General features: G+C 67.4%; 20 protein-coding genes. 12 read left to right on the forward strand and 8 right to left on the reverse strand.

What is annotated here, in order from left to right; genetic code table 11:
* Positions 1 to 79: 79 nt before the first annotated feature.
* The 7 genes from FXO19_RS05450 to FXO19_RS05480 all read right to left on the reverse strand — a co-directional run bounded on the left by FXO19_RS05450 (position 80) and on the right by FXO19_RS05480 (position 9,528).
* Positions 80 to 1,519: a serine hydrolase domain-containing protein gene (locus FXO19_RS05450; protein ID WP_187775640.1), complete on the reverse strand. Its 1,440-nt coding sequence runs from the start codon at positions 1,517 to 1,519 to the stop codon at positions 80 to 82.
* Between the two features lie 246 nt (positions 1,520 to 1,765).
* Positions 1,766 to 4,915, reverse strand: a complete 3,150-nt coding sequence (locus FXO19_RS05455) for an amidohydrolase family protein (RefSeq protein WP_149194061.1) — start codon at positions 4,913 to 4,915, stop codon at positions 1,766 to 1,768.
* Positions 4,916 to 5,104: 189 nt separating this feature from the next.
* Entirely contained in the window at positions 5,105 to 6,262 is a 1,158-nt protein-coding gene (locus tag FXO19_RS05460; RefSeq protein WP_149194062.1) for a threonine aldolase family protein, read from the reverse strand.
* A gap of 905 nt (positions 6,263 to 7,167) precedes the next feature.
* Positions 7,168 to 7,887: a DUF899 domain-containing protein gene (locus FXO19_RS05465; protein ID WP_149194063.1), complete on the reverse strand. Its 720-nt coding sequence runs from the start codon at positions 7,885 to 7,887 to the stop codon at positions 7,168 to 7,170.
* Between the two features lie 40 nt (positions 7,888 to 7,927).
* Complete coding sequence (locus FXO19_RS05470; RefSeq protein ID WP_149194064.1) at positions 7,928 to 8,512, reverse strand: GNAT family N-acetyltransferase; 585 nt, start codon at positions 8,510 to 8,512, stop codon at positions 7,928 to 7,930.
* A gap of 102 nt (positions 8,513 to 8,614) precedes the next feature.
* Positions 8,615 to 8,986 carry a cupin domain-containing protein gene (locus FXO19_RS05475; protein ID WP_187775641.1) on the reverse strand — a complete coding sequence of 124 codons (372 nt, stop codon included), beginning with the start codon at positions 8,984 to 8,986 and terminating at the stop codon, positions 8,615 to 8,617.
* Between the two features lie 170 nt (positions 8,987 to 9,156).
* Positions 9,157 to 9,528 (reverse strand): VOC family protein, encoded by a 372-nt coding sequence (locus FXO19_RS05480; protein WP_149194066.1) that lies wholly within the window; start codon positions 9,526 to 9,528, stop codon positions 9,157 to 9,159.
* Between the two features lie 353 nt (positions 9,529 to 9,881).
* On the opposite strand from FXO19_RS05480, the gene FXO19_RS05485 reads away from it, so the two are divergent.
* The 5 genes from FXO19_RS05485 (at position 9,882) to FXO19_RS05500 (ending at position 12,570) form a co-directional block, all read left to right on the forward strand.
* Positions 9,882 to 10,460 (forward strand): GIY-YIG nuclease family protein, encoded by a 579-nt coding sequence (locus FXO19_RS05485; RefSeq protein WP_187775642.1) that lies wholly within the window; start codon positions 9,882 to 9,884, stop codon positions 10,458 to 10,460.
* A gap of 93 nt (positions 10,461 to 10,553) precedes the next feature.
* On the forward strand, positions 10,554 to 11,465 hold the full coding sequence (locus FXO19_RS05490; protein WP_149194068.1) for an NAD(P)/FAD-dependent oxidoreductase: 912 nt from the start codon (positions 10,554 to 10,556) through the stop codon (positions 11,463 to 11,465).
* Between the two features lie 110 nt (positions 11,466 to 11,575).
* On the forward strand, positions 11,576 to 11,752 hold the full coding sequence (locus tag FXO19_RS19155; RefSeq protein WP_187775643.1) for a hypothetical protein: 177 nt from the start codon (positions 11,576 to 11,578) through the stop codon (positions 11,750 to 11,752).
* Positions 11,753 to 11,984: 232 nt separating this feature from the next.
* Positions 11,985 to 12,269 (forward strand): CopG family ribbon-helix-helix protein, encoded by a 285-nt coding sequence (locus FXO19_RS05495; RefSeq protein ID WP_149194069.1) that lies wholly within the window; start codon positions 11,985 to 11,987, stop codon positions 12,267 to 12,269.
* A gap of 1 nt (position 12,270) precedes the next feature.
* A complete protein-coding gene (locus FXO19_RS05500) occupies positions 12,271 to 12,570 on the forward strand; it encodes a type II toxin-antitoxin system RelE/ParE family toxin (protein WP_149194070.1) in 300 nt (99 codons plus the stop codon).
* Positions 12,571 to 12,948: 378 nt separating this feature from the next.
* On the opposite strand, the gene FXO19_RS19520 is transcribed toward FXO19_RS05500, so the two are convergent.
* On the reverse strand, positions 12,949 to 14,097 hold the full coding sequence (locus tag FXO19_RS19520; RefSeq protein WP_149194071.1) for a substrate-binding domain-containing protein: 1,149 nt from the start codon (positions 14,095 to 14,097) through the stop codon (positions 12,949 to 12,951).
* 202 nt (positions 14,098 to 14,299) lie between these two features.
* Between FXO19_RS19520 and FXO19_RS05510 the strand changes: the two genes are divergently transcribed.
* The 7 genes from FXO19_RS05510 to FXO19_RS05540 all read left to right on the forward strand — a co-directional run bounded on the left by FXO19_RS05510 (position 14,300) and on the right by FXO19_RS05540 (position 22,877).
* Entirely contained in the window at positions 14,300 to 15,991 is a 1,692-nt protein-coding gene (locus FXO19_RS05510) for an OFA family MFS transporter (RefSeq protein WP_255516305.1), read from the forward strand.
* 75 nt (positions 15,992 to 16,066) lie between these two features.
* Entirely contained in the window at positions 16,067 to 16,942 is an 876-nt protein-coding gene (gene fdhD, locus FXO19_RS05515) for a formate dehydrogenase accessory sulfurtransferase FdhD (RefSeq protein ID WP_149194073.1), read from the forward strand.
* A gap of 70 nt (positions 16,943 to 17,012) precedes the next feature.
* A complete protein-coding gene (locus FXO19_RS05520) occupies positions 17,013 to 19,370 on the forward strand; it encodes an FdhF/YdeP family oxidoreductase (RefSeq protein WP_149194074.1) in 2,358 nt (785 codons plus the stop codon).
* Positions 19,360 to 19,641, forward strand: coding sequence for a hypothetical protein (locus FXO19_RS05525; RefSeq protein WP_149194075.1), 282 nt, complete (start codon positions 19,360 to 19,362; stop codon positions 19,639 to 19,641). Before FXO19_RS05520 ends, FXO19_RS05525 begins: the two co-directional genes overlap by 11 nt.
* A gap of 189 nt (positions 19,642 to 19,830) precedes the next feature.
* Positions 19,831 to 20,100, forward strand: a complete 270-nt coding sequence (locus FXO19_RS05530) for a hypothetical protein (protein WP_149194076.1) — start codon at positions 19,831 to 19,833, stop codon at positions 20,098 to 20,100.
* A gap of 462 nt (positions 20,101 to 20,562) precedes the next feature.
* Positions 20,563 to 21,549 (forward strand): aldo/keto reductase, encoded by a 987-nt coding sequence (locus FXO19_RS05535; protein WP_149194077.1) that lies wholly within the window; start codon positions 20,563 to 20,565, stop codon positions 21,547 to 21,549.
* Positions 21,550 to 21,566: 17 nt separating this feature from the next.
* Positions 21,567 to 22,877, forward strand: a complete 1,311-nt coding sequence (locus FXO19_RS05540) for an NTP/NDP exchange transporter (protein WP_149194078.1) — start codon at positions 21,567 to 21,569, stop codon at positions 22,875 to 22,877.
* Positions 22,878 to 22,886 lie beyond the last annotated feature (9 nt).

The following is a 22,886-nucleotide window of genomic DNA, read 5'->3' on the forward strand; positions in this document are numbered from 1 at the left end:
CCTTACCTGCTCGGCACGAATCGCACCGATCAGGCGCAGTCCTGCGGAAATCGCCGGCTGAACCCGCAGGTTGACGAGCTCACTCCTCGATTCGTGCCGCGTACCGACCGCCTCCTTCGGGCTTCCCGTCCCCATAGACCGTCATGCCCACCACCTGTCCTTCGGCGCCGATGTCGAACGTGATGTCGTCGTTGCCGGCGTTGTAGAAGAATTCGCCAGGGCCCGACGGGACGAATTCCAGGATCGATTTATCTGGATATCTGATCCTCAACAAGGCCCCAGCGACTGCGACCTCCCACTCCCCGGCATCGCTTCGATACCGGCCGGCGAACCGTTTCAGTTCGCCGCTCGACGCTTGCATGCGCGGCTTGTCCTCGGGCGCTCGCGAAGCGGGTGGAAGGGGCCTACCGGTGACCAGGTGCAGCGCGATCGCCATCGGCTCCGAATCGTACGTCCGAGTATTCGCAAGCACCACGGCTCCGACGCCCGTCTTCGGATCGAATGCCAGACCCGAGCGGTATCCCTGTTTCCCACCTGCATGACTGTACGTGCCATCCGGCCGCAGGCCGAGGCCCAGCGGCACAAGTTTCCCGTCGACTTCCACTCCTTCACGCAGTTGGAGCTCCATCGCCTGCGATACATGGGGCACGTTCGTCCTGCCGAGATACGCCTCCAGAAGCCGGAGCATGTCATCGGCCGTGGACCGCAGCGAGCCTGACGCCTGCAGCGTGGCCATTTCCCAGGTTCGGATCGGATGGAGGTAAGGGTCGTGTCCGGGAGCCAATCGTTCCAGTTGGTCCGAAGTGAGCGTGATCGAGGTGCTATCCATACCAAGCGGGGCCAGTATTCTCTCCTTGACCAAGGCCTCGTAGGTCGTGCCAAGCCGGAGCGCCAAGGCCCACCCAAGGAGCGAAACCCCGAGATTCGAATACTCATACGCCTTCCCCGGCGCACGGTCGGGCGTATAACTCGACAGGAACGACCAGAGTTGATCCACCGTATATGCCGCGTACGGGTCTGGCTCGCCGTGGATATCGAAATTGCCCGGCATCGAAGGCAGCCCCGACGTATGCGTGGACAGATCGCGGAGCGTGATCGGACGCGCCACCTCGATCATCGTGCCCTCGGGTGGCAACAACTCGTTCACGGGTTCGTCCAGATCCACCTCACCCCGAGCCGTCATGTCCGCGAGCAGGAGACCGGTGATCACCTTGGTGAGAGAGCCGAGCTGAAACACCGTCTCTCCATCCAGCGGGCGACCATCTGCCGCCCCGCTTACGCCGTGGGCAACGACGACCCGGCGCTGCCCGTCGACGACACCCACGACCATGCCGACGCCGTTATGCCGCATCCGGTCAGCGAGCAGCGCCTCGATTGCGTCGTCGGAAGGCACTGCCCAATCCGATGCAACGTGGGGCTTCACTCGTTCCGAGCCGCCGCAGCCTGCGACCTGTAGGGAGAACGCCGCCACCAGCATCCAGGTGATGGTGGTCCGTGTTGCCGGAATTATGCGCATCATCCTTGCGATCTCCGTGCGGACAGTTGCCATGGCGATGCAGATGGTTGGGCGATGCGTCAATGATGGCAGGCAGGCCTGAGCGGGCCGACGCCTTGCCAGCGAAAACGGCGAACCCGACCAGGCCGGCGCGGCCAAGCGCCGCCCTCTCCCGAACCGCAGATATTACCGTCCGAACAGCCCATCAAGCGCGAATCGCCATGCCGCACGCCGTCCGGGCGATCCCGCCCGGACGGCGTGGTGGCCGGCTCAGTGTTCGTGCGGGCCCTGCCACAGCTCGGGATCGTGCCACCAATGCGCGTCGTCGTGCCGCGACGCCGCATGCGTCGCTGCCGGCGCCGCCGAATCCGCGGCCGCGGCCCGCCGCGCCTCCGTGGAAGCGAACGGCGCCATCAGCTCCTCGATGCCGTACATTCTTCCGTTCTTCATCACCGCCTGCACGTTCGCCAGGTCGGCGATGTCCTGCAGCGGATCACCTGCGACGAACACCAGGTCGGCGAGCTTGCCGCGCTCGACGCTGCCGAGGCTGCCGGCCACGCCGAACTCCTGCGCCGGCCGCAGGGTCGCGCTCTGCAGCGCCTGCCACGGCGCCATGCCGTACTTCACCTGCGCGCGCAGGTTGAGGTGCAGCGCAACCGCCGGATTGTCGAGCGGCGAATCGGTGCCGGCCAGCACGCTGCCGCCGCCCGCCAGCACCGCGGCCAGCGTCTCCTCCTCGCGGCGCAGCCGCTCGAGGCTGATGCTCTGGTCGGTGCCGACCGCCAGGTCGCGCTTGGCGCGCAGCGCCGCCTGCTCCCACGGCGGATTCAACGCGAGCAGTCGCGGATCTTCGACCATCTCCGGATCCTCGGCGTACAGCGACGGGTTGAACGTGGTCGAGATCACGAACATCCGCGAAGCCGCCAGCAGGTCCACCACGTCGCCGTAGGTGGCGCCGGTCAACGATCGCGTATAGGCAAAGCCCAGGCGCGAGGTGGCGCTCAGGTGCGTCATGCCGTCCATGTTGAGGGCCAGGCCGGGCAGCATGTAGTGCGAGGCCGCCCACACGCCCATCTGCTCGTGCGCGAATTCCGCCGAGAGTGCCTGGTCCTCGTGCGGCAGCCGGACGTACGTCTTGAGCATGTCGTAGTCGAGCGCGTCGGCGCGTTGCAGCTCGCGCGCGAGCTGGCGGTCGCCACCGGTCACCGGGCGCATGAAGTTGTAGTAGACGCGCTCGCCATCGATCGCCTCGCCGCTGGCGAAGAAGCGCGGCCCGACCCGCTGCCCGGACGCGTAGGCCTCGCGCGTCTCCACCGCGCGATAGACCGGATCGCCGACCGACTGCAGCGAGGTCACCCCGTAGGCCAGCCACAGGCGTCCCAGGCGCGCGCCGAAGAACTTACCGCTGATCCACTCATGGGTATGTGACTCCCACAGCCCCGGCAGCACCGTGTACTGCGACGCGTCGACGAACTCGGTGCCGTGGCCGCGACCGGCGACGTGCGCGGCGTCGCGGTGCGGCTGCACGTGCACGATGCGGCTGTTCACCACGGTGATGTCGACGTTGGTCTGCACCTCCGGGCCGCGCCCGTCCCACAAGCGACCGGCGTGGATGATCGTCCTGCCGTTGTTCCGCTCCTGCTGCCAACCCAGTCGCAGCGGCACGTGCTCGGGCCGGCCGCCGTCGCGCGAGACCATGCGCAAACGGCCGTTGGACAGATACAGCAGCTTTCGCGAATCGCCGCTCCAGGTCGGCGCGTCGGTGACTTCGGAAGTCAGCTGCCGCGCCGGCCCGGCGGGATAGCCGTCGCCATCGACCGGCATCGTCCACAGCGCGCTTTCCATCACGAAAGCGAGCGCGCTGCCGTCGGGCGAGTACACCGGCCCGTCCTCGCCGCGCGTGCTCAGCGACTTGAACGGCGCCGGCTCCCAGTACTGCAGTTCGCCGCTGGCGACGTCGGCGGTCAGGATCTGGCTGGTGCCCTCGCGAAAGCGGCGCGAGTACGGCTTGAGCGCGGCAATCGATACCGTGTTGCCGTTCGCCGACCAGCTCGGCTTGCCGGGCGCGAACAGCGACGGGATCAGCGGCGTCACGTTGCCGGTCGACAGCTCGACGATCTGCGTTGCGCCGGTCTCGTCCTGGAAGGCGATGCGGTTGCCGCCCGGCGACCAGGCCGCGGACACTTCGGCGCCCGGCAGCGATGTGACGCGCTGTTCATCGCCGGTCGCCAGGTCGTGGACGTACAGATCCTGCGTGCCGGCCTTGTCCGAGGAATACGCGATGCGTTCGCCGTCCGGCGACCACGCCGGGTCGGCCTTGTAGTAGCTGTCGTCGGTCAACGCACGCGGCTTGCCGCCGATCCTCGCCACCCAGATCTGGTTGAGCGCCTGGAAAGTCAGCTGCGTGCCATCGGGCGACAACGCCGGCCCCACGATTCCCTTCGCCGGGTGACGTGCGGGGGAATCGAAGACGGAGCGCTTGCGTGGATAGTCCGAGCGCTCGAAGCGGATATCGGCCTCGAACGGGATCCGCGTGCTGCCGCTGCCGTCCGCACGCACCGTGCGGATCCCGCCGTCGCCGGTATACAGCAGCGTGTCCGCGGTCAGCCAGCGGGCCGGGAACGGAAACACGTCGGTGGCCTCGCCGACCGGCTGGCCGGCCACCATCAGCCGGCTGACGTTGTTCTGCAGCTGCACGTAGGCCAGCGTGGCGCCGTCCGGCGACCACGAGGGCGCGAACAGCTGCGCCCCTTCCGGCGCGGTGACCAGTGTCGAGCGCTCGCCGGTCGCCAACGTCACCGCCTCGATCTTCGTGCCACTGGCGCTGGTGCCGCTGACGAACGCCAGCCGCGTGCCGTCGGGCGACCATGCCGGCTCGAACTCTTCGATCGTGTCGTCGTCGGTGATGCGGGCCGGTTCGCCGCCATCGCGGTCGACCGTCCAGATGTCGTAGCTGCCGCCGAACGCACGGTCGGACGCGAACGCGATCGTGGCGCCGTCCGGCGAGAAGCGCGGGTCGCGATGGTCGCCGTGGCCGCTGGTCAGGCGCTGCAGCCCTTCGCCGTCCGAACGGACGGTCCAGATGTTGAAATTGCCGTCTCGGAATGCCTGGAACGCAATCAGGTCCTGCGCCGGCGACCAGTCCGGCCTGGCCGGCTCCAGCAGGCTGTCGGTGATGCGTTCCGCCTTGCCTCCGCTTGCCGGCAGGCGCCACAGCACGCCCTGCAGATCCATGACGATCGCCTGCCCGTCCGGCGACACCGTCGCCGCGAGATTGGTGCCTTCGTCGACCGTGACGACCTGCGGCGTTCCATCGTGGGCGGCCGGGTCATCCGCCGTTGCTGCCCCGAATGCGGCGAACGCCGCACACACGACCGCCCCCGCGACGACTGCGCGCAGGGCCGCTGACGAGTGTTTCATGACATCTCCTCGTAGCCAGGCGCCGGGAGCCGTCGACGATGCGACGATCTCCAGCGGCGCGAACCCCTGCAGGGACACGCTTCCACACGCCGCTACGCCGATTCAATTCGACGTTGGTCGATACGTGACACGGTTGCGGCCTGAATGCAGTGAAGCGGCAGATGATGCAAAGTCGCGCGGGGTGGCGCCTCAGTCCTTCATCGCTGCGATGAAGATTCGCGCCAGCGCATCGGGGGACGTGCGCAGGACCGTCGGGTTCACCTGCATCGCCAGCACGCCCGACTCCGGGTGGGCGTAAGGCAGGATGACGCCCCTTCTCCGCAAGCGCGCCGTCCACTCATCCGGCGCCACGCCGGACACTGTCAGCAGGAAGCGGCTGGTGCCGTTCGGCGGCTTGCTCGCCTCGAAGCGGCCGTCCGCCTGCAGCAGCGCGATCAACCGGTCCGTGGCCTGCCATGCGTTGGCGTAGTCCTCCTCGTAGCGCTCCGCGTACCGCCCGACCGGGGCGACCTGCGGCCACGCTTGCGGCAACGCGCCGCCGAACATCCGCCGCAGATGGAACAGTCCGTCGATGAAACCGGCATTGCCGGCCAGGATTGCACCGGACGCACCGTTGAAATGCTTCCACAGCGACACGTACACGGTGTCGAACAGCGCGGCATGGTCCCGCAAGCTCCTGCCCGAATGGAACGGCAGATTGAACATCCGCGCACCGTCCAGGTGCAGGCGAATGCCCTGCTCGCGCGCGTAGCCGCAGATGTGCTCCAGCTCGCCGAACTCGACCATCTCGTGGCCGTTACGTCGCACCGGGTTCTCGATGGACAGCACCCCCACCTTCGTCTCGACCCGGCCGCCGGCCGAGCGCTCGATCCAGCGCCTGACCTCCGCAAGCTCGATCGTGCTGCGTCCCTGGGCGAGCGGGATCAGGTTCAAGCCGCTCAGCGTCTCGGCGCAGTCGCCGCTGTCGTTGTAAAGATGGCTCTCTGCCTGGACCAGCACACGGCGGTCGTTGCCGGCCAGCTTCCTGACGGCCAGATGGTTGGCCAGGGTGCCGGTCGGCACGAACATCGCCGCCTCCTTGCCCAGCAGCTGCGCGAACTGCCGCTCCCGCGCCGTGACCAGCCCGCCCAGCGAGTAGTAGTCGGGCTCCAGATCCCGACCCTTCGTCGCTTCGTCCAACAGCAAGGCGTACTCGCGAGGACTGAGCCCGAGTCCGTCCGAGACGAAGTTGACGGACTTGAACAACCCGGACGCGGCATCAGCCCCCGCGTCCGTTCCACCTGCCTGCGCAAGCACCGGCATCGCTGCCGCCAATCCACCCGCGGCCAGGAACTTTCGTCGATCCATAGCGCATCCCTAATCTCGGCTTGAATGCACGGCCAGGGCTCACGCCCGCGATGTGAAACATGTACGGAACCCGGCGAACGCGAAAGTTGCCAGGAACTGCAGAAGACAGTACCAACCCATGGCCGCTGACCAGAAGCCTAGTGGATCGCCCACCCGGCTGATGTAGTACCCGCACCTGCGGCCAATGCAATGGATCATGTCGCCTTGTAGATCGGAGATGGCGGCGTAAGCTACCGAGGCACAGAGGAGCAGCACGGCCAGACTTCCGACAAAACGAATGGTAGGACCAACCTTCGGCGGACCGAAGGTCTGGTACAGGCGTCTTGATGCCGGGACGGCAACCGCAGCCATGACTCCGCATAGAAGAACCGTGAGTGCGACGACCATGTCCAGTGAGTCCCAGCGCCTGAGTTGAGCCGAACCGCGAAACGGCTTTCGGAGGGAATGAATTGTCCGGCCGATCAGTCGCCTATGAGTGCGGCCATCGAGAACACAGCTGCGAGTGCCGCGCTGGGGACGCTTAGAGCCAAGGCCAGCCCCGCAGCCAATCGGCCATTGCCACCTCGCAGAGCATGAACAGCATGGCCCCCCGCAAGCACGGATCCAGTCAGCCACGCGATGGGAATGAGCCGCACGATACCAGGCGGGAACGATTCTGTACTGAGGTACGCGAAGTAGGCAACGCCTACAGCGGACGAGCTCACCACGAGGAGAAGAGCTCGCATTCCCTGCGAAAGGCTTTTCACGATGGACGCTCCCTCGGGGCCTAGCGTTCCGGTTCAGCGGCGGCGCGCCATCCGCTGCAACCGAGTTTGGTGGGCGGCGCAGGTCAACCAATCCACGAGGTGATCCACCAGAGGCACACCCGGGACCTCCCTTCAGGCATCCACCACGTCACGCTTGGTTCACTGCTTGCCGTACTCGTCATGGCGACGCCACCACGCTTGAGCGAACTCGAGCCCCTCCTCATTCCTGCCCCACGGGGCGAGGTCGAGGAACTGATAGACCCCCATCAAGGCCTCGGTCCCACGGGCGTAGGTGGAGTAGGTATGGTAGACGGCGCCGTCCTGGAGCGCGAAGACGCTCATGCCCTCCTTCTGCGGCTCGACCTTGTCGACATGCCGGTAGTTGTAGTCGGCGCCTGTTCTCTGTTGCTCCTCGGTGAAGGCGGCGCCGAAGTCGTATCTGAAGTCGCTTCCGAGCGACGAAACCCAGGGAAATCGCCAGCCCATTTGACCCTTGTAGTCTTGGAGCTCCGGCAACGGGGCGATCGACTCGCAAACAAAACTGATGTCGCGGCCGTTCAAGTGGGCGTCGACGCCATCGAAGTGATCGGCAATCAGCGAACACGCGGTGCATCCGCGGCGCTCGTCGGTGAGCCGGAATCCGTAGCCGAACATGAAGTGATAGACGAGGAGCTGCGAGCGCCCTTGAAAGAGATCGGCCAATGACGCGCTGCCATTGTCCGTCTCGAATCGATACTCCTTGTCTATCCGCACCCACGGCAGCTCCTGGCGCTGCCGCGCCACTTCGTCGCTGCGCCGCATGAGCTCCTTCTCCGCCGCGAGCAGCTCGAGCCGCGCCACGAGCCACTCTTCGCGTGTTCCGGTCTTGTGCTGTCTCATGCTACCTGTCTCCACCTTCTGGGGATATGACGCTGTCTCGTCAGCGCGGTTCGCGAAGCATCGGAAAGATGGGCGGCGACGTTCCCACCTGAATGCTGCCCAGCAACTCAAATCCGTACCTTTCATAGAGCGGAATATTCGCGGGGTTGCTGGATTCGAGATAAGCCGGCGTGCCGTCACGATCGCACGGGACAAGAGCGTGTTGCATCAACGCCGCGCCGCACCCTTTGCCCTGTCGAAGCGGATCGACCCCGATGAACGGCAAGAACCAGTGCGGCTCTTTCGGATGGTAGCGCGCCATTTGTTCGAGTACGGCAAAGAGGTCCTTTTGGACTGGTGCGTACGCGGTGCGTTGCAGCAGATCGATCAGCCGATCTTCGTCAGGGCCAACCTCGGGCGGAAGCCACATTGCCGCGCCTGTGTAGCCGTCAGCGTAGTAGGCGCTCCCGTGGGCAAACGCCTTGCCCCCGAGTTCCTTGACGAAGTCGGGGAAATGACCCAGATATTGCTGTGGATCCGGCCAGGTCCAACGCGCCGCTGGATCCGCGCTGAACGCCAAGACCATCACGGCAATCACCGATGCTTCATCGGACGCCGTAGCGGTCTCGATTTTCTGCTCTGCCATGGTCGACCTCCGAGGGAAAACCTCTGGGACTTTGAAGCCAAACGCCTCAACTAAGCCGACCCGTGAATCGGGTTCGGCTGGAATGAATGGCTAGGCGGCCGCCTAGGAATCCGTTTCAGGGACGAAGCGCCCATCTCGTTGTCCGGACCACACGATGTGAACCAGGCATTCGTCCACCAGACACAGATCGCTATGGGCCTCGCCGCCAGGCTGGAACCAATAACTCCCTGGCTTCAACGGCTTGGCGCTATCTTCAGCTTGCCCTTCACTCAAATGCTTCATGGTGCCGTGGATGACAACAAGCTGATAATCAGCGGTGTGAACATGCGGTGCGCCACCCCCGTTCTTGAGCTTCATCAGCATCGTCGATGGGCCAATTGCTGGATCGCCTCGTAAAATGGCGATCTGCGTCCCATTTGGTCTCGCAGGATCACTCGGTACAAAGCGTGCGGCTTCTATCGGGACAATGATCATGCCGTCGCTCTGCGGCCTGGCAAGGGACGGTACGCATACGACCAATAGGCCAGCCAGACCGACCAGTAGAATTCTTTCTGTGCGCATCGGTGACCTCCATATGCCGTCTGACGCCTGAATCAAGATACCCCGCGGGGCGGCGTCGACTCGAATGAACGGTTAGATGGACCTCAGATCTGAGCCAGCATCAAGACATAACCGTCTGGATCCTCAAGCCTGAACTCGCCGCCTGGCATGTAGAACGGATACTTGATCTCGCCAGGCTCATGGCCGAGCTCTGCCAAGGCGGCGTAAGTTTGCCTAATGTCGTCGTAGTACAGGTAGAAGAGTATGGCTTGCTGCGACGCATCAATCGGCCCCGACGCCAGTCCGATCATGAGATTGGCTTTCTCACTCTCTAGCCAAGCCCAGACAGGAACCCTTTGCCCGTCGGGAACGACACTATTTGACACGTGAAAGCCGAGGCTAGAGTAGAACTTGATGCTTCGCTCGACGTCGACGACATGGGCGAAGGCGACGAGCGATCTTGTTTGGGCTGCCATGTGACCTCCAAGGCCCTCTAACGCCTGAATCAAGCCGACCCGAGAAGCGGGTTCCGTGCAGCCTCATTATTGGACCCCTCGCGCTGGGCCACAGCCCCGACTTTGCTCCGACAAGCAAGATGCGTCAATCGCGTTTTTTCCGCTGGAACAGCAACTTGCCGCAAACGTCCGGCGCAAACGCCGCGCCGGCAGCAGCGATACCCGGCGAGAGGTCGGACTATCCGATAGGGCCGAACGGGAGCAGGTTGGCCCCGTTATTGATAGACGGCCTGCCGGACGATAATTCGCTTGCGCACGCCGGCCCGCCGGCAATCGATACACCTGCGCACGACGGTTGCGTATCCTTCCCGAGCATGTCACCGGGCACCTGCTATCTCTATGTGCTGCCGCTGGCGGGTGAGGACCTGCTGAAGATCGGCATCGCGTCGGATCCGCTGGCCCGCGCGCAGGCGTTCTCGCGGCGCTATTACGAATCCTTCGATCTGTCGCGCAGCCTGCTGGTGGAGTTCGACAGCAGGCGGGAGGCACAGGCGCGCGAAACCGGGCTGCACCGCCGGCTGCGCGAATGGAACGCGCCGCAACCGATCACCGTGCCGCTGCGCGCCGCGGGCCGCACCGAGTGGTACCGCGGTGCCTATGCCGAGCTGGAGGCCGAAGTCGCCGCCGACCGCGCGCGCGGCCACGTCGTGCACCAGGCCACGCTGGACTGGTGGCGCCACCGCCTGCAGCGCGAACGCGACACGCTCTACGAGTGGGCTGCGCAACTGCAACGCGACGTCGAGGACGGATACGGCTCACCCGAGCGCATGCAACTGCTGGCCGATGCGCTGGATGCCTGGCCCGGCATGGGCCTGCCGCTGCACGACGCACTGCCGCCGGAACTGAAGCGCTGGTACGCCCGTTACCGCGCGGGCTGGCGCACCGGCCTGTAGGCGCGGCCGGCTGCCCGCCGCGGTGCCTTTCGCATCGTGTTGACGCCGCGGGCTTATGGTAGATCAGTGAAGCCCACACCGCGGCCACCACGCATGATCGACGTCATCATCATCGGCGGCGGCCCCGCGGGGCTGACCGCCGCCACCTACCTGCGACGCTTCCATCGTTCCTGCCTGCTGCTAGACGCCCGCGACAGCCGCGCGCGCTGGATCCCGGAAAGCAACAATTGTCCCGGTTTCCCGCAGGGCGTCTCGGGCGAGGAACTGCTGCGGCGCATGCGCACGCAGGCGGAGACTTTCGGCACGCGGATCGAACACGCGCAAGTCGACGCCATCGTTGCCGTCGACGACGGCTTCGAGGTTGCCGCCGGCGAGCAACGCTGGCACGCGCGTCGCGTCATCCTCGCCACCGGGCTGAGCGACCGCCTGCCCGGCGGCGACTGGGTCGAACAGGCCGTGGCCTGCGGCGCCATGCGCTTGTGCTCGGTCTGTGATGCCTACGAGGTCAGCGATCAGAGGATCGGCGTCTACGGACCGGCGGACGCCATCGGCGTCCACGCGCTGTTCCTGCGCGCCTACTCCGGCACGGTGTACGCACTGCCTTCCGACAGCGGCGACGGCGGCCAGTCCGCACGCGACGCGCGCGATGCCGGCGTGCAGTGGTGCGCCGGCGGCGGCAGCCTCGGATTCGGCGGCGACAAATGCAGTTACACGCCGCCGGGCGGCGACCCGATCGTGCTCGACACCGTCTACCCGTACTTGGGCAGCGACACCAGTGCGGGGATCGCCGCAAAGGCCGGAGCCAGACTCGACGATGATGGCGAGATCATCGTCGATGCCGACCAGCAGACGCGCCTGCCCGGCCTGTACGCCATCGGCGACGTGGTCAGCGGGCTCAACCAGATATCGGTCGCCGTCGGCCACGCCGCCATCGCGGCCACGCATGCGCACAACGCACTGCCGTTCGTCGCGCGCGGCGGTCGCGCCGCCGGTGCCGGTCCGTGAACCGGACATCATCGGCTGGACCGCATCGATCCTCCTGCCGAAAGGCCACCTCCGCATCGTCGTCACCCGCTGTGGCCTAGCCTCGGTGTTCCCCACGATGGAGTGCACTGATGAACACCGAACGCGAGCGCGTCGAACCCAACGAACCCAAGGGCAGTCCTGCGCGCGAGAGCAACGAAACCAACGGCCAGCCGGGCTCCACCTCCGGCGTCCGCCCGGCGCTGGAGAAGGAGCGCGAGGACGATGATGGCGACGCTACTGCGGGTGGCGTGGGTAAGGGATACTGATTGGGCTCGGCCCCGGCACGTGATGCCACGACTCGGTACGGGGCGAAGGCCGCGCGGGTACAGAGGCTTAAATTCTGGCGCACGGCGCCGGCACCCCTCGCCGCACTCTCGTCAATCCCTGCTCCAGGCCACCTTCTCCGGCCGCTAAGCTGAACCTACCGCCCGCCCTTTGCCTGCCTGTGTCACATTTGTGCTACTTTGCCACAAGGCCGCAGCACGCCGGGAGCCCCGCATGAGCACCACCACCATCCGCCTGCCTGAAGACCTGAAGGCCCGCATCGCCAGAGCGGCGAAAGAGGCCGGCACCACCTCGCACAACTTCATTCTGGAAGCGATCGCCGAGAAGGCCGAGCTGGCCGAGCAGCGCGCGGGTTTTCACGACGAGGCGGAGCGACGCTACGCACGCATCGTGGAAACGGGCGAGACCATCGACTGGGACGAGTACCGCGCGTACATGATGGGCCGTGTCCGAGGGGAATCGGTCAAGCGCCCGGTGGCACGCAAACTCGCGAAATGACGTGACGGCCATCAAGCTCGCCCCCGAGTTTGCGGATGATCTGGATCGGATCACCGAATTCTTGCTGAGCCAGGAGATTGCCGATATCGAGGATCGGTTGCGCGGCATCGCCGATGCCCTCGACGTGCTGCGGGCCAATCCCCTGATCGGCCGCGCTGACGGCGACACCCTGCGTGAGCTGGTGATCGGCCGGGGTTCTCGCGGATACATTGCGCTGTACCGGTATGCAGCCCTGGTGGATACCGTGTTTGTACTGGCGATTCGCGCGCAGCGGGAGGCGGGCTATGCACGGGACGAATGAAACCGAGGCCGATACCCGCGCCAATCGCATCGGCCCCGTGCTGCGCAGATCGACAGATCAGGAAACACGCCGCCGGCATCGCGGTGCTGATGGAGAGTCGTGGCTGAGCGAACGCCGGCGGTCGTAGCGCCGGCTCCCGTCGCGCGGCCCGAATGCTCCCGGCTTGCCGCTCTCCCCCTTCGCCGCAGCATCAATCACCTCCGCCACCGCCTTCGGCTGCGTGAAATACAGCGCATGACCGCACACGCCGGTCCGTCGCACGGCCTGCGCCTGCACTGATCCCGTCACGTACCGGCGCGCCAGGCGGAGACGCTTTCCGCCTGGCTGCAAGGGTTTGCGGGAAAGTCCTGCTTTCGTGATGTCTACGCACTGGGAAACTCACGGTGGCAGGTGTGATCCGTCGGCGCGTGGCGCGGCCGGACGCTCCGACGGCAACGCCCGGCCCACGGCCAGCGTGCGGATCGACGGAAACGCCTCCGGCAGGGTCTGCACGGTGCCGCAGTAGCTCGGGTCGTAGCCGGGCAGCTGGCCGAGGGCGTGGCGGAAGGCGTCGCCGCGCAGCAGGTCGAGCAGTTCGCCAAGGCGGCCGCTGTCGAGGGTTTCGGCGCGGCAGAGAAAGAAATAGTGCTCGGTGGCCAGCGGCACGAAGTCGAGGCCGTAGCGGCGCGCGGGCGGTTCCAGGGCAAGGCCGACGTCGGCCAGGCCGCTGGCGACGTAGGCGGCGACGGCGGCGTGGGTGAGTTCCTCCACGTCGCAGGCGTGGATGGCGGCGAAGTCCAGGCCCTGACGGGCCAGCATGCATTCGAGCAACAGCCGCGTGCCGGAGCCGGGTTGGCGATGGATGAAGCGCAGGTCGTCGCGCGGCAGGTCGTCGAGCGTGCGCACTTGCTTCGGATTGCCCGGCGCCAGCACCAGGCCCTGGCGGCGCATGGCGAGATGCAGCACGCGATCGTCGGCCAGGTCCAGGCGATCGAGATAATGCGCGGCCAGTTCGCCTTCCAGTTCGCCGATCGGCAGGTGCAGGCCGGCCAGGTCGCAGCTGCCGGCGCGCAGCGCGGCCAGGGCGTCGTCGGGGCTGCGGTACTTGAGGTCGAGCGGCATGCCGTCGTCGGACATCACCCGGCGCAAGGTCTCCACGCCGAAGCCGTGCGAGGCGTGGATGCGCAGCGGCATGGCCTGCGCGCTGACGTAGCGCTCCAGCTCGGTTTCCAGCTCGGTGGCCAAGCTGTCGAGCGTGGGCGAGAGCCGCGCGGCGATGCGTTTGTCGGCCCAGGCCAGGCGTTCGCCGATGGGCGTGAGCAGGGCGCCGCGGCCGCGGGTCATGCGCAGCAGCGGACGGCCGAGCACCGTCTCGGCCTGCTTCAGCAGGCCCCAGGCGTAGCGGTAGGACAGCTCCACGCGACGGCAGGCGGCGGCCAGCGATCCGGTCTCCTGCACCGCCAACAGCAGGGCGATCAAGCGCGGCGGCAGGCGCGCGCCGCCTTCGGTTTCCAGTTCCCAGCCCGGTTGGATCCTGACTCTGAACATTCCGCCTCCGATGTTGCGGTGCAGCCCGGCCTGGGGACCGATTTAATCGGCTGTCGACAGCATCTTATTCGACCATCGAAACATGCAGCACGGCGCCGATCTGTACTAGCCTCGGGTCCGGATCGGCATCGTCCATATGTAATCAATAACATATTTGATGACCGGCAACCGTCAATCAGACACCAGTACCGGGAGGGGATGCGTGTCCAGTCAACCTGCGAGTGTCGTTCTCGATCCATCCACGTCCACCACCGTTCCCGGGCTGCTCTCCAGGGAGCGCATCATCGCCAGGCCGGGTTTCAACCGCTGGCTGGTACCGCCGGCGGCGTTGGCGATCCATCTGTGCATCGGCATGGCCTACGGCTTCAGCGTGTTCTGGCTGCCGTTGTCGATGGCGGTCGGCGTCGACCAGGCGCTCGCCTGCCCGGCCGACATGAGCTTCTTCGCCCGGATCTTCTCCGCCAGCTGCGACTGGAAGATCAGCGAGCTGCAATGGATGTACACGCTGTTCTTCGTGCTGCTGGGCTGCTCGGCGGCCCTGTGGGGCGGCTGGCTGGAACATGCCGGCCCGCGCAAGGCCGGCGTGGTGGCGGCGCTGTGCTGGTGCGGCGGACTGGTGATCTCGGCGCTGGGCGTGTATTGGCACCAGATCTGGATGTTGTGGCTGGGCTCGGGCGTGATCGGCGGCATCGGCCTGGGCTTGGGCTACATCTCGCCGGTGTCGACGTTGATCAAGTGGTTTCCCGACCGTCGCGGCATGGCCACCGGCATGGCGATCATGGGCTTCGGCGGCGGCGCGATGATCGGCAGCCCACTGGCCGACATCCTGATGCGGCATTTCGCAACGCCCACCTCGGTCGGCGTCACGCAGACCTTCCTGGTGATGGCGGCGCTGTATTTCGCCTTCATGATGTCCGGCGCGTTCGGCTACCGCGTGCCGCCCACCGGCTGGAAACCTGCCGGCTGGACGCCGCCCGCGCAGAACGGCAACGCCATGATCACCCAGGGCCACGTGCACGTGAAAAAAGTCTGGGGCATCCCGCAGTTCTGGCTGGTGTGGGCGGTGCTGTGCCTCAACGTGTCGGCCGGCATCGGCGTGATCGGCATGGCCTCGCCGATGCTGCAGGAGATGTTCGGCGGCCGCCTGCTCGGCATCGACGCCGGCTTCGGCGAGCTGGACGCCACCCAGCTCGGTGCGATCGCGGCGATCGCGGCCGGCTTCACCGGCCTGCTCAGTCTGTTCAACATCGGCGGGCGGTTCTTCTGGGCGTCGCTGTCGGACAAGCTGGGCCGCAAGAACACGTACACCGTCTTCTTCCTGCTGGGTATCGTGCTGTACGCCGCCGCGCCGAGCCTGGGCACGGCCGGCAGCATCGCGCTGTTCGTGTTCGCGTTCGGGGTGATCCTGTCGATGTACGGCGGCGGTTTCGCCACGGTGCCGGCGTACCTGGCCGACCTGTTCGGCACGCAGATGGTCGGCGCCATCCACGGCCGCCTGCTCACCGCCTGGGCCACCGCCGGCATCCTTGGCCCGGTGGTGGTGGGTTACATGCGCGAGTACCAGTTGGGCCTGGGCATGCCGCCTTCGCAGGTCTACAACACCACGATGTATATCCTCGTGGGCATGCTGGTGCTGGGCCTGATCTGCAATCTGCTGGTGCGTCCGGTGAATCCGAAACACTTCATGACTTCGGAGGAACTGGCGCACGAGAAGCGGCTGGCACACGAGAAGATCGACGCCGGCGGCGCCTCGACGATCCCGCAGGAGGAGATGGTCCGGATCGGCCGCGGCGGCAATCCGCTGCTGGTCGCAGGCGCCTGGGCCGCGGTGGGCCTGCCGCTGCTGTGGGGCGTGTGGATCACGCTCGACAAGGCGCTGGTGCTGTTCCGATGAGCCTGTCGAACGGCGGCCACGCGCCTGCGATGCGCCCGTTCCGATGAGCCGCCACAGCCGATGAGCGAAGCCACGATGCCACGCCGACCCGCCGACGACGCCCCCGCCCCGCCCTCCCCCGGCAGCGTGCTGCGTCCGGTGGAACGCTGGCGCGAGGGCCGCCGGCGCCACCTCGGCGACCACATCGCCGAGGAGGTGCCGGTGGCGTTCGTCTACAACGACGCGCCGTTCGCGGTGATGATGGCGACGCCGGCGGACCTGGAGGATTTTGCGCTCGGGTTCGCGCTGAGCGAGGGCATCGTGGACGACATCGCCGAGGCCCGCATCGAACGTATCGAGCAGCTACTGGAGGGCGTGGAGATCCGGCTGGCGATCCCGGCCGCGCGCGCCGAGGCGCTCGAACGGCGCCGGCGCAGCCTGAGCGGGCGCAGCGGTTGCGGCATCTGCGGCAGCGAACTGCTGGAAGCGGCACTGCGCCAGCCCGAGCCGGTGCGCGCCGACGTCCGCACCGATGCCGGGGCGCTGCGGCGCGCGCTGCGCGAACTGAAAGCAGCGCAAGCGCTCAACGCACGTACCGGCGCGACCCATGCCGCCGGCTGGGCGGCCCTGGACGGCCGCCTGCAGCTGCTGCGCGAGGACGTCGGCCGCCACAACGCGCTCGACAAGCTGATCGGTGCGATGCGGCGCGCGGGCGAGGACGCGGGCGACGGCTTCCTCGTCGTCACCAGTCGCGCCAGCTACGAGATGGCGATGAAGGCCGCCAGCGCCGGCATCGCGCTGATGGCGGCGGTGTCGGCGCCGACGGCGCTGGCGATTTCGCTGGCCGAGCGCGCCAACCTCACCCTGATCGGCTTCGCCCGCACGGACGGGCACGCGGTGTATACGCATCCGCGGCGCCTGCTGGAAGAACCGCCGACGCGCCTGGCCACGCCCGGGAAGCCGATGCCGTGAACAAGGCAACGAACAGGTCGATTCCATCCGCGGTGAATGTCGGCAAGGGACGCGGAGATCCGAGGCAAGCATGAGCAGGAAGACCACCATCCGCGAATACGACGGCCCGGCCGGCGGCTGGGGCTCGCTGCGCAGCGTGGCCAGGCACCTGATGGCGCAGGACGTCGCTGTGCAGGGCGCGAAGACGCTGCTGTCGATGAACCAGCCCGACGGCTTCGACTGCCCCGGCTGCGCCTGGCCCGACCGCGACCACACGTCCACCTTCGAGTTCTGCGAGAACGGCGCCAAGGCCGTGGCCGCGGAATCGACCCGGCATCGCGCGGGTCCGGAGCTGTTCGCGCGCTACACGGTCGCGCAGCTGGCTGGCTATAGCGACCACTGGCTGGAGGACCAGGGCCGGCTGACCACGCCGATGCGCTACGACCCCGCGACCGACCACTACGTGCCGATCGACTGGGACGCGGCCTTCGCGCTGATCGCGGGCCACCTCAACGGGCTCGACTCGCCCGACCAGGCGGTCTTCTACACCTCCGGCCGCACCAGCAACGAAGCGGCGTTCCTGTACCAGCTGTTCGTGCGCGCGTACGGCACCAACAATTTTCCCGACTGCTCCAACATGTGCCATGAGCCCTCCGGGGTGGCGCTCAAGCAGCAGATCGGCGTCGGCAAGGGCACGGTGTCGCTGCGCGATTTCGAGCTGGCCGACGCGATCCTCATCTTCGGCCAGAACCCCGGCACCAACCACCCGCGCATGCTCGGCGAGCTGCGCGAGGCGTCGAAACGCGGCGCGGCGATCGTGGCATTCAACCCGCTGCGCGAGCGCGGCCTGGAGCGCTTCGCCGATCCGAAGGACAAGCTGGAGATGCTGCATAACGGCTCGACGCGGATCTCGTCGGACTACTTCCAGCTCAAGATCGGCGGGGACCTGGCGGCGGTCAAGGGGATGATCAAGCACGTACTCGAGCGCGATGCTGAAGCGCTGGCGCGCGGCGACGCATCGCTGCTCGACCGCGACTTCATCGCCGGACACACCACCGGCTTCGAGGCCTTCGCCGCCGACGTCGCGGCGGAATCGTGGCCGACCATCGTCGAGGAATCGGGCCTGGCGGAAGCCGACCTGCGTCGCGCCGGCGACATCTACCTGCGGTCCGAACGCGTGATCGCCTGCTGGGGCATGGGCATCACCCAGCACAAGCACTCGGTGGCGACGATCCACATGATCGTCAACCTGCTGCTGCTGCGCGGCCACCTCGGCCGCCCCGGCGCCGGCGCCTGCCCGGTGCGCGGGCACAGCAACGTGCAGGGCGACCGCACGATGATGATCTACGAGAAGCCGCCGCAGGCGTTCCTGGACCGGCTGCGCGAGGTGTTCGGCTTCGAGCCGCCGCGCGAGGAGGGCTATGACACGATCGGCGCGATCGAGGCGATGGGCGACGGCCGCGCCCGCATCTTCTTCGGCATGGGCGGCAACTTCGCCACGGCCACCCCGGACACCGCCGCCACCCACCGCGCGCTGCGCAGCTGCGACCTGACCGTGCACGTGACGACGAAACTCAACCGCAGCCACCTGGTGCACGGGAAGCAGGCGCTGATCCTGCCGTGCCTGGGCCGCACCGAGATCGACGTGCAGACCGCCGGCCCGCAGGCGGTGACGGTGGAGGACTCGATGAGCATGGTGCACCTGTCGGCCGGCATCAATCCGCCGGCCGCGGACGGGCTGCTGTCGGAACCGGCGATCGTCGCGCGCCTGGCCGAGGCCACGCTGGGCGCGCGCGGCGACATCCGCTGGCGCTGGCTGGCGGAGGACTACGATCGCATCCGCGACCTGATCGCGCGGACCTTCGACGACTTCCACGATTTCAACGCCCGCGTGCGCGTGCCCGGCGGCTTCCGCCTGTCCAACACCGCGCGCGACCGCATCTGGGCCAACGCGGCAGGCCGTGCGGTGTTCAACGCGCACCCGGTGCCCACCGACAACCCGATCCACCGCGCGCGCGCGCGCCGCGGCGACACGCCGGTGTTCAACCTCAGTACGCTGCGCTCGCACGACCAGTACAACACCACCATCTACGGCCTGGACGATCGCTACCGCGGCGTGTTCGGCGAACGGCGGGTGCTGTTCGTGCACGCCGACGACATCGCCGCGCTCGGCCTGCGCGCCGGCGACTGGGTGGACCTGGAGAGCCTGGCCGAGGACGCGGTGCGGCGTACCGCGCAGCGTTTCATGCTGGTGGCCTACGACATCCCGCGCGGCTGCCTGGCGGCGTACTACCCGGAGACCAATGCGCTGGTGCCGTTGTCCAGCTTCGCCGACGAGGCACGCACGCCGACCTCCAAGTCGATCCCGGTGATCGTGACCCCACACCGACCCGACGCCGCCGGCCAGGCGCCGACCCAGCGCGACATCCCCGCCGCCGTTGTCCGCTGACGACGCCCTGGCGCGGGCCGTGCTGGCCGAACTCGCGCAGCATCCTGGCGGTGTCTCGCTGCCGCGGCTGTGCAAGCGCCTGGGCGTGCGCATGAGCGTGTTGCTGCGTACCTTGGCCTGGCTGGGCGACGACGCCATCGGCGGCCGGCCGGGGCCGGGCTGGGTGGCGGTCGAACCCGAAGGCGCACGCAGCATCGCCCGCCTGACCGAACGCGGCCAGGCGACGTTCGCCGCGGCGCGTCCTGGGAGCGATGATGTCGCGCAACCTTGATGCCACGCGAGCATCGCGAGCATGGCGCGCTCCTACACAGCAGCCCGGCCACAACCATTCCGTTCGGGCCATCATTTCTTTCGTAGGAGCGCGCCATGCGCGCGATGCCGGCGACGCTGGCGGCGCCCGCCAGCCCGATGGCGCTGGCTCGGCGATGCTCGCCTCGTCCGGCCGGGGATCGCCGTGGTCTTGTCGTCGTGGACGCCCCCGCCGCCGCTGTCCGCACTGGTCGCCCGGATCCGGGACTGCAACGGCGCGCGGCAGCTGCACCGGCTGGAGCGCATTCTGCCGTCGGCGCACGCACAGCTGATCTTCAACCCGGCCGAGGACGAGACCCGCGTCTACGACGACGCGCTGCACTGCCGGCGCAACGCGTTACCGCGCCAGCACGCGGTTCAACTGGTACGCGGAACCGCCGGCCAAGCTGCTGATCGGGAGCTTCGAGGAAACGATCCCTGAATTCTATCGGCGGCGCAGCGAGCGCGACCGGGCCGGAGACGCCGTCACGCGCACCTGGCCAGCATCGGTTGATCACCCGGTGGCCAGACCACCTGCACCGCGAGCTGTGCGGCCGGCGCACAGCCGCTCGTCGAACGACACGCTAGGCGGGCGTCGGCTGCAGATGCCAGCATAGCTGGTGTCTTCACGTCGGGCTTCGCGATGACGCCGGAATTCGGATCCACGTTCGCTCCGCAACAGTATTGTCTCGGGGACAGCATCGCCTCGCGGGCCATTTCCGCCGGTTCGCTGCTGCGACGTCTGGCAGTTGTCACGCCGCCGATGACATGCTTCTATCAATCGGTTGATCGCCGTTTCCTGTTCGAAGTCCGAACGTCGACACCGTCCATGCTTGCATTTGCATCCCCGCGCAGCCCACGAACGGGCGACATGCCAACTTCCGCCAATGCAGAGGAGTTCATCATGACTTCACGCCGCGATTTCCTGACCACCGCTTCGCTCGCCGCCACCGGACTCGCGCTGGCCCCGCTCGCCGCCTGCAGCCGCGAGACGCCGCCGCCGGCCGCACCGACGGCGACGACGCCCGCGACGCCGCCGACCGCGCCTGCGTCCCTCCCCGCCGCGGGCGAGCTGATGACCCGCGCGATCCCGGCGACCGGCGAGCAGGTGCCGGTGATCGGCGCCGGCACCTCCGGCAGCTACGAGGTACCGCTGGATTCGGAGGAATTCGAGGCGCTGAAGGAAACCATCCGCACGTTCTTCGAAGGCGGCGGCAGCGTGTTCGACACGTCGCCCAACTACTCCAACGCCGAGGATGTGCTCGGCGCGCTGCTCGAAGATGGCGGCTGGCGCGACCAGTGCTTCCTCGCCACCAAGCTCGCCGCCGACGATCGCGCGGCGATGGAGGCGCAATGGAGCGACTCGCTGCGCCGGCTGCGCACCGACCGTGTCGAGCTGCTGCAGGTACACAACCTGCGCGAATGGCAGACCGCCCTGCCCTACGCGCGCGAGCTGAAGGAGCAGGGCCTGACGAAGTACGTCGGCCTCACCCACTACGTCGAAAGCAGCCATGACGAGCTGGAGCGCATCATGCGCGCCGAGAAGCCGGACTTCATCCAAATCAATTATTCGGTCAGCGCACCGCAGGCCGCCCGATCGCTGCTGCCGGCGGCGCAGGAACTCGGCGTCGCGGTGCTGATCAACCGCGCCTTCGACGACGGCAAGCTGTTCGCGCAGGCCGGGGACAAGCCGCTGCCGGACTGGGCCGAAGAAGCCGGCGTGACCTCCTGGGCGCAGATGTTCCTGAAGTTCGCGATCAGCCATCCGGCGGTCACCGCGGTGATCCCGGCGACCGGCAAGGCCCACCGCCAAGCCGACAATCTGCAGGCCGGCACCGGCGCGCTGCTGGATGAGGACCAACAAGCCGAGCTCGTCCGGATGTTCGCCTGATCGCCGGCGCCGACGGGATGCGCGGTCCGCTCGCCCGGCTGTTCAACCTGCGCCGCGAGGAAGTCGCGCCGGCGCTCATCGCCGGTCTGTTCTTCTTCTTCATCCTGACCGCGCTCATGCTGTTGCGCCCGGCGCGCGATGCGCTGGGCATGCAACGCGGCATCGAGAGCATCCGCTGGCTGTTCATCGGCACGGCCTTGGCCACGTTGCTGGTCAATCCAGTGTTCGGCTGGCTGGTGAGCCGCTTCCGGCGCCTGCATTTCATTTCCGCGACGTACGCCTTCTTCGCGCTGAGCCTGGCCGGATTCTGGGCGTTGCTGGTGCTTGCGCCGGGCGCGGTGGGCGAGCGCAGCGGACAGGTCTTCTACGTCTGGTTCAGCGTGTTCAACCTGTTCGCGACCATGGTGTTCTGGGCCCTGCTCGCCGACCGCTTCTCCAGCGAACAGGCCAAGCGCTTGTTCGCGCTCATCGCCGTCGGCGGCACGCTCGGCGCGATCTTCGGCCCGTGGCTGGCCACGCAGCTGGCCGCACCGCTCGGCACGCCGAACCTGTTGCTGGTGGCGGCGATGTTCCTGACGCTCGCCATCGCGATGGCCTGGCTGCTGGTATGGGTCCGGCCCGACCGGGGCGTCCAGGCGGCCCACGCGCCGGCCCCCACGCCGGCGGCGGAGGAAGCTCTGCGCATCGGCGGCAGCGCATGGGCCGGCTTTCGCGCGGTGCTGTCCTCGCCCTACCTGATGGGCATCGCCGGCTACATCGTCATCATGACGGTGGTGGCGACCTTCATCTATTTCACCCGCCTGCAGATGGTCGCCGCCGCCGAGACCGATCTCGATGCGCGCACCGGGCTGCTTGGCAACATCGACATGTGGACCCAGATCGCCGTGCTGGCGATGCAGCTCACGCTCACCGGGCACATCATCAAGCGTTTCGGCCTGGCGTTCACGCTGGCGCTGCTGCCGGTGGCGATGGCCCTTGGCTTCATCGGCCTGGCGATCTACGGCTCCTTCGCCATGCTGATCGTGCTCGAGGCGACCAATCGCGCCGTGCAGCGCGGCCTCACCCGGCCGGCGCGCGAAACCCTGTTCACCGTGGTCGGCCGCGAGGACAAGTACAAGGCCAAGGCGTTCATCGACACCTTCGTGTACCGCGCTGGCGACGTGATCGGCGCGCAAACCGAGGGCCTGCTCGGCCGCCTGGGCCTGGCGCTGGGCGGGCTGGTCAGCGTGGTCCTGCCGTTGGCCCTGGTCTGGGCCGCGCTGGGCATCTGGCTGGGACGCGCCCAGCAGCGGCACAGCGCCGCACAGCCGGCGCCTTTGGTTCCATGACCGGCCAGA

The organism is Luteimonas suaedae, from assembly GCF_008312895.1.
Classification (GTDB): Bacteria; Pseudomonadota; Gammaproteobacteria; order Xanthomonadales; family Xanthomonadaceae; genus Luteimonas; species Luteimonas suaedae.

What these genes read in the sequence shown, in the direction of transcription:
- FXO19_RS05450 (WP_187775640.1), bottom strand. Translation starts at nt 1,519, where the DNA reads ATGATGCGCATAATTCCGGCAACACGGACCACCATCACCTGGATGCTG.
- FXO19_RS05455 (WP_149194061.1), bottom strand. Translation starts at nt 4,915, where the DNA reads ATGAAACACTCGTCAGCGGCCCTGCGCGCAGTCGTCGCGGGGGCGGTC.
- FXO19_RS05460 (WP_149194062.1), bottom strand. Translation starts at nt 6,262, where the DNA reads ATGGATCGACGAAAGTTCCTGGCCGCGGGTGGATTGGCGGCAGCGATG.
- FXO19_RS05465 (WP_149194063.1), bottom strand. Translation starts at nt 7,887, where the DNA reads ATGAGACAGCACAAGACCGGAACACGCGAAGAGTGGCTCGTGGCGCGG.
- FXO19_RS05470 (WP_149194064.1), bottom strand. Translation starts at nt 8,512, where the DNA reads ATGGCAGAGCAGAAAATCGAGACCGCTACGGCGTCCGATGAAGCATCG.
- FXO19_RS05475 (WP_187775641.1), bottom strand. Translation starts at nt 8,986, where the DNA reads ATGATCATTGTCCCGATAGAAGCCGCACGCTTTGTACCGAGTGATCCT.
- FXO19_RS05480 (WP_149194066.1), bottom strand. Translation starts at nt 9,528, where the DNA reads ATGGCAGCCCAAACAAGATCGCTCGTCGCCTTCGCCCATGTCGTCGAC.
- FXO19_RS05485 (WP_187775642.1), top strand. Translation starts at nt 9,882, where the DNA reads ATGTCACCGGGCACCTGCTATCTCTATGTGCTGCCGCTGGCGGGTGAG.
- FXO19_RS05490 (WP_149194068.1), top strand. Translation starts at nt 10,554, where the DNA reads ATGATCGACGTCATCATCATCGGCGGCGGCCCCGCGGGGCTGACCGCC.
- FXO19_RS19155 (WP_187775643.1), top strand. Translation starts at nt 11,576, where the DNA reads ATGAACACCGAACGCGAGCGCGTCGAACCCAACGAACCCAAGGGCAGT.
- FXO19_RS05495 (WP_149194069.1), top strand. Translation starts at nt 11,985, where the DNA reads ATGAGCACCACCACCATCCGCCTGCCTGAAGACCTGAAGGCCCGCATC.
- FXO19_RS19520 (WP_149194071.1), bottom strand. Translation starts at nt 14,097, where the DNA reads ATGTTCAGAGTCAGGATCCAACCGGGCTGGGAACTGGAAACCGAAGGC.
- fdhD (WP_149194073.1), top strand. Translation starts at nt 16,067, where the DNA reads ATGCCACGCCGACCCGCCGACGACGCCCCCGCCCCGCCCTCCCCCGGC.
- FXO19_RS05520 (WP_149194074.1), top strand. Translation starts at nt 17,013, where the DNA reads ATGAGCAGGAAGACCACCATCCGCGAATACGACGGCCCGGCCGGCGGC.
- FXO19_RS05535 (WP_149194077.1), top strand. Translation starts at nt 20,563, where the DNA reads ATGACTTCACGCCGCGATTTCCTGACCACCGCTTCGCTCGCCGCCACC.
- FXO19_RS05540 (WP_149194078.1), top strand. Translation starts at nt 21,567, where the DNA reads ATGCGCGGTCCGCTCGCCCGGCTGTTCAACCTGCGCCGCGAGGAAGTC.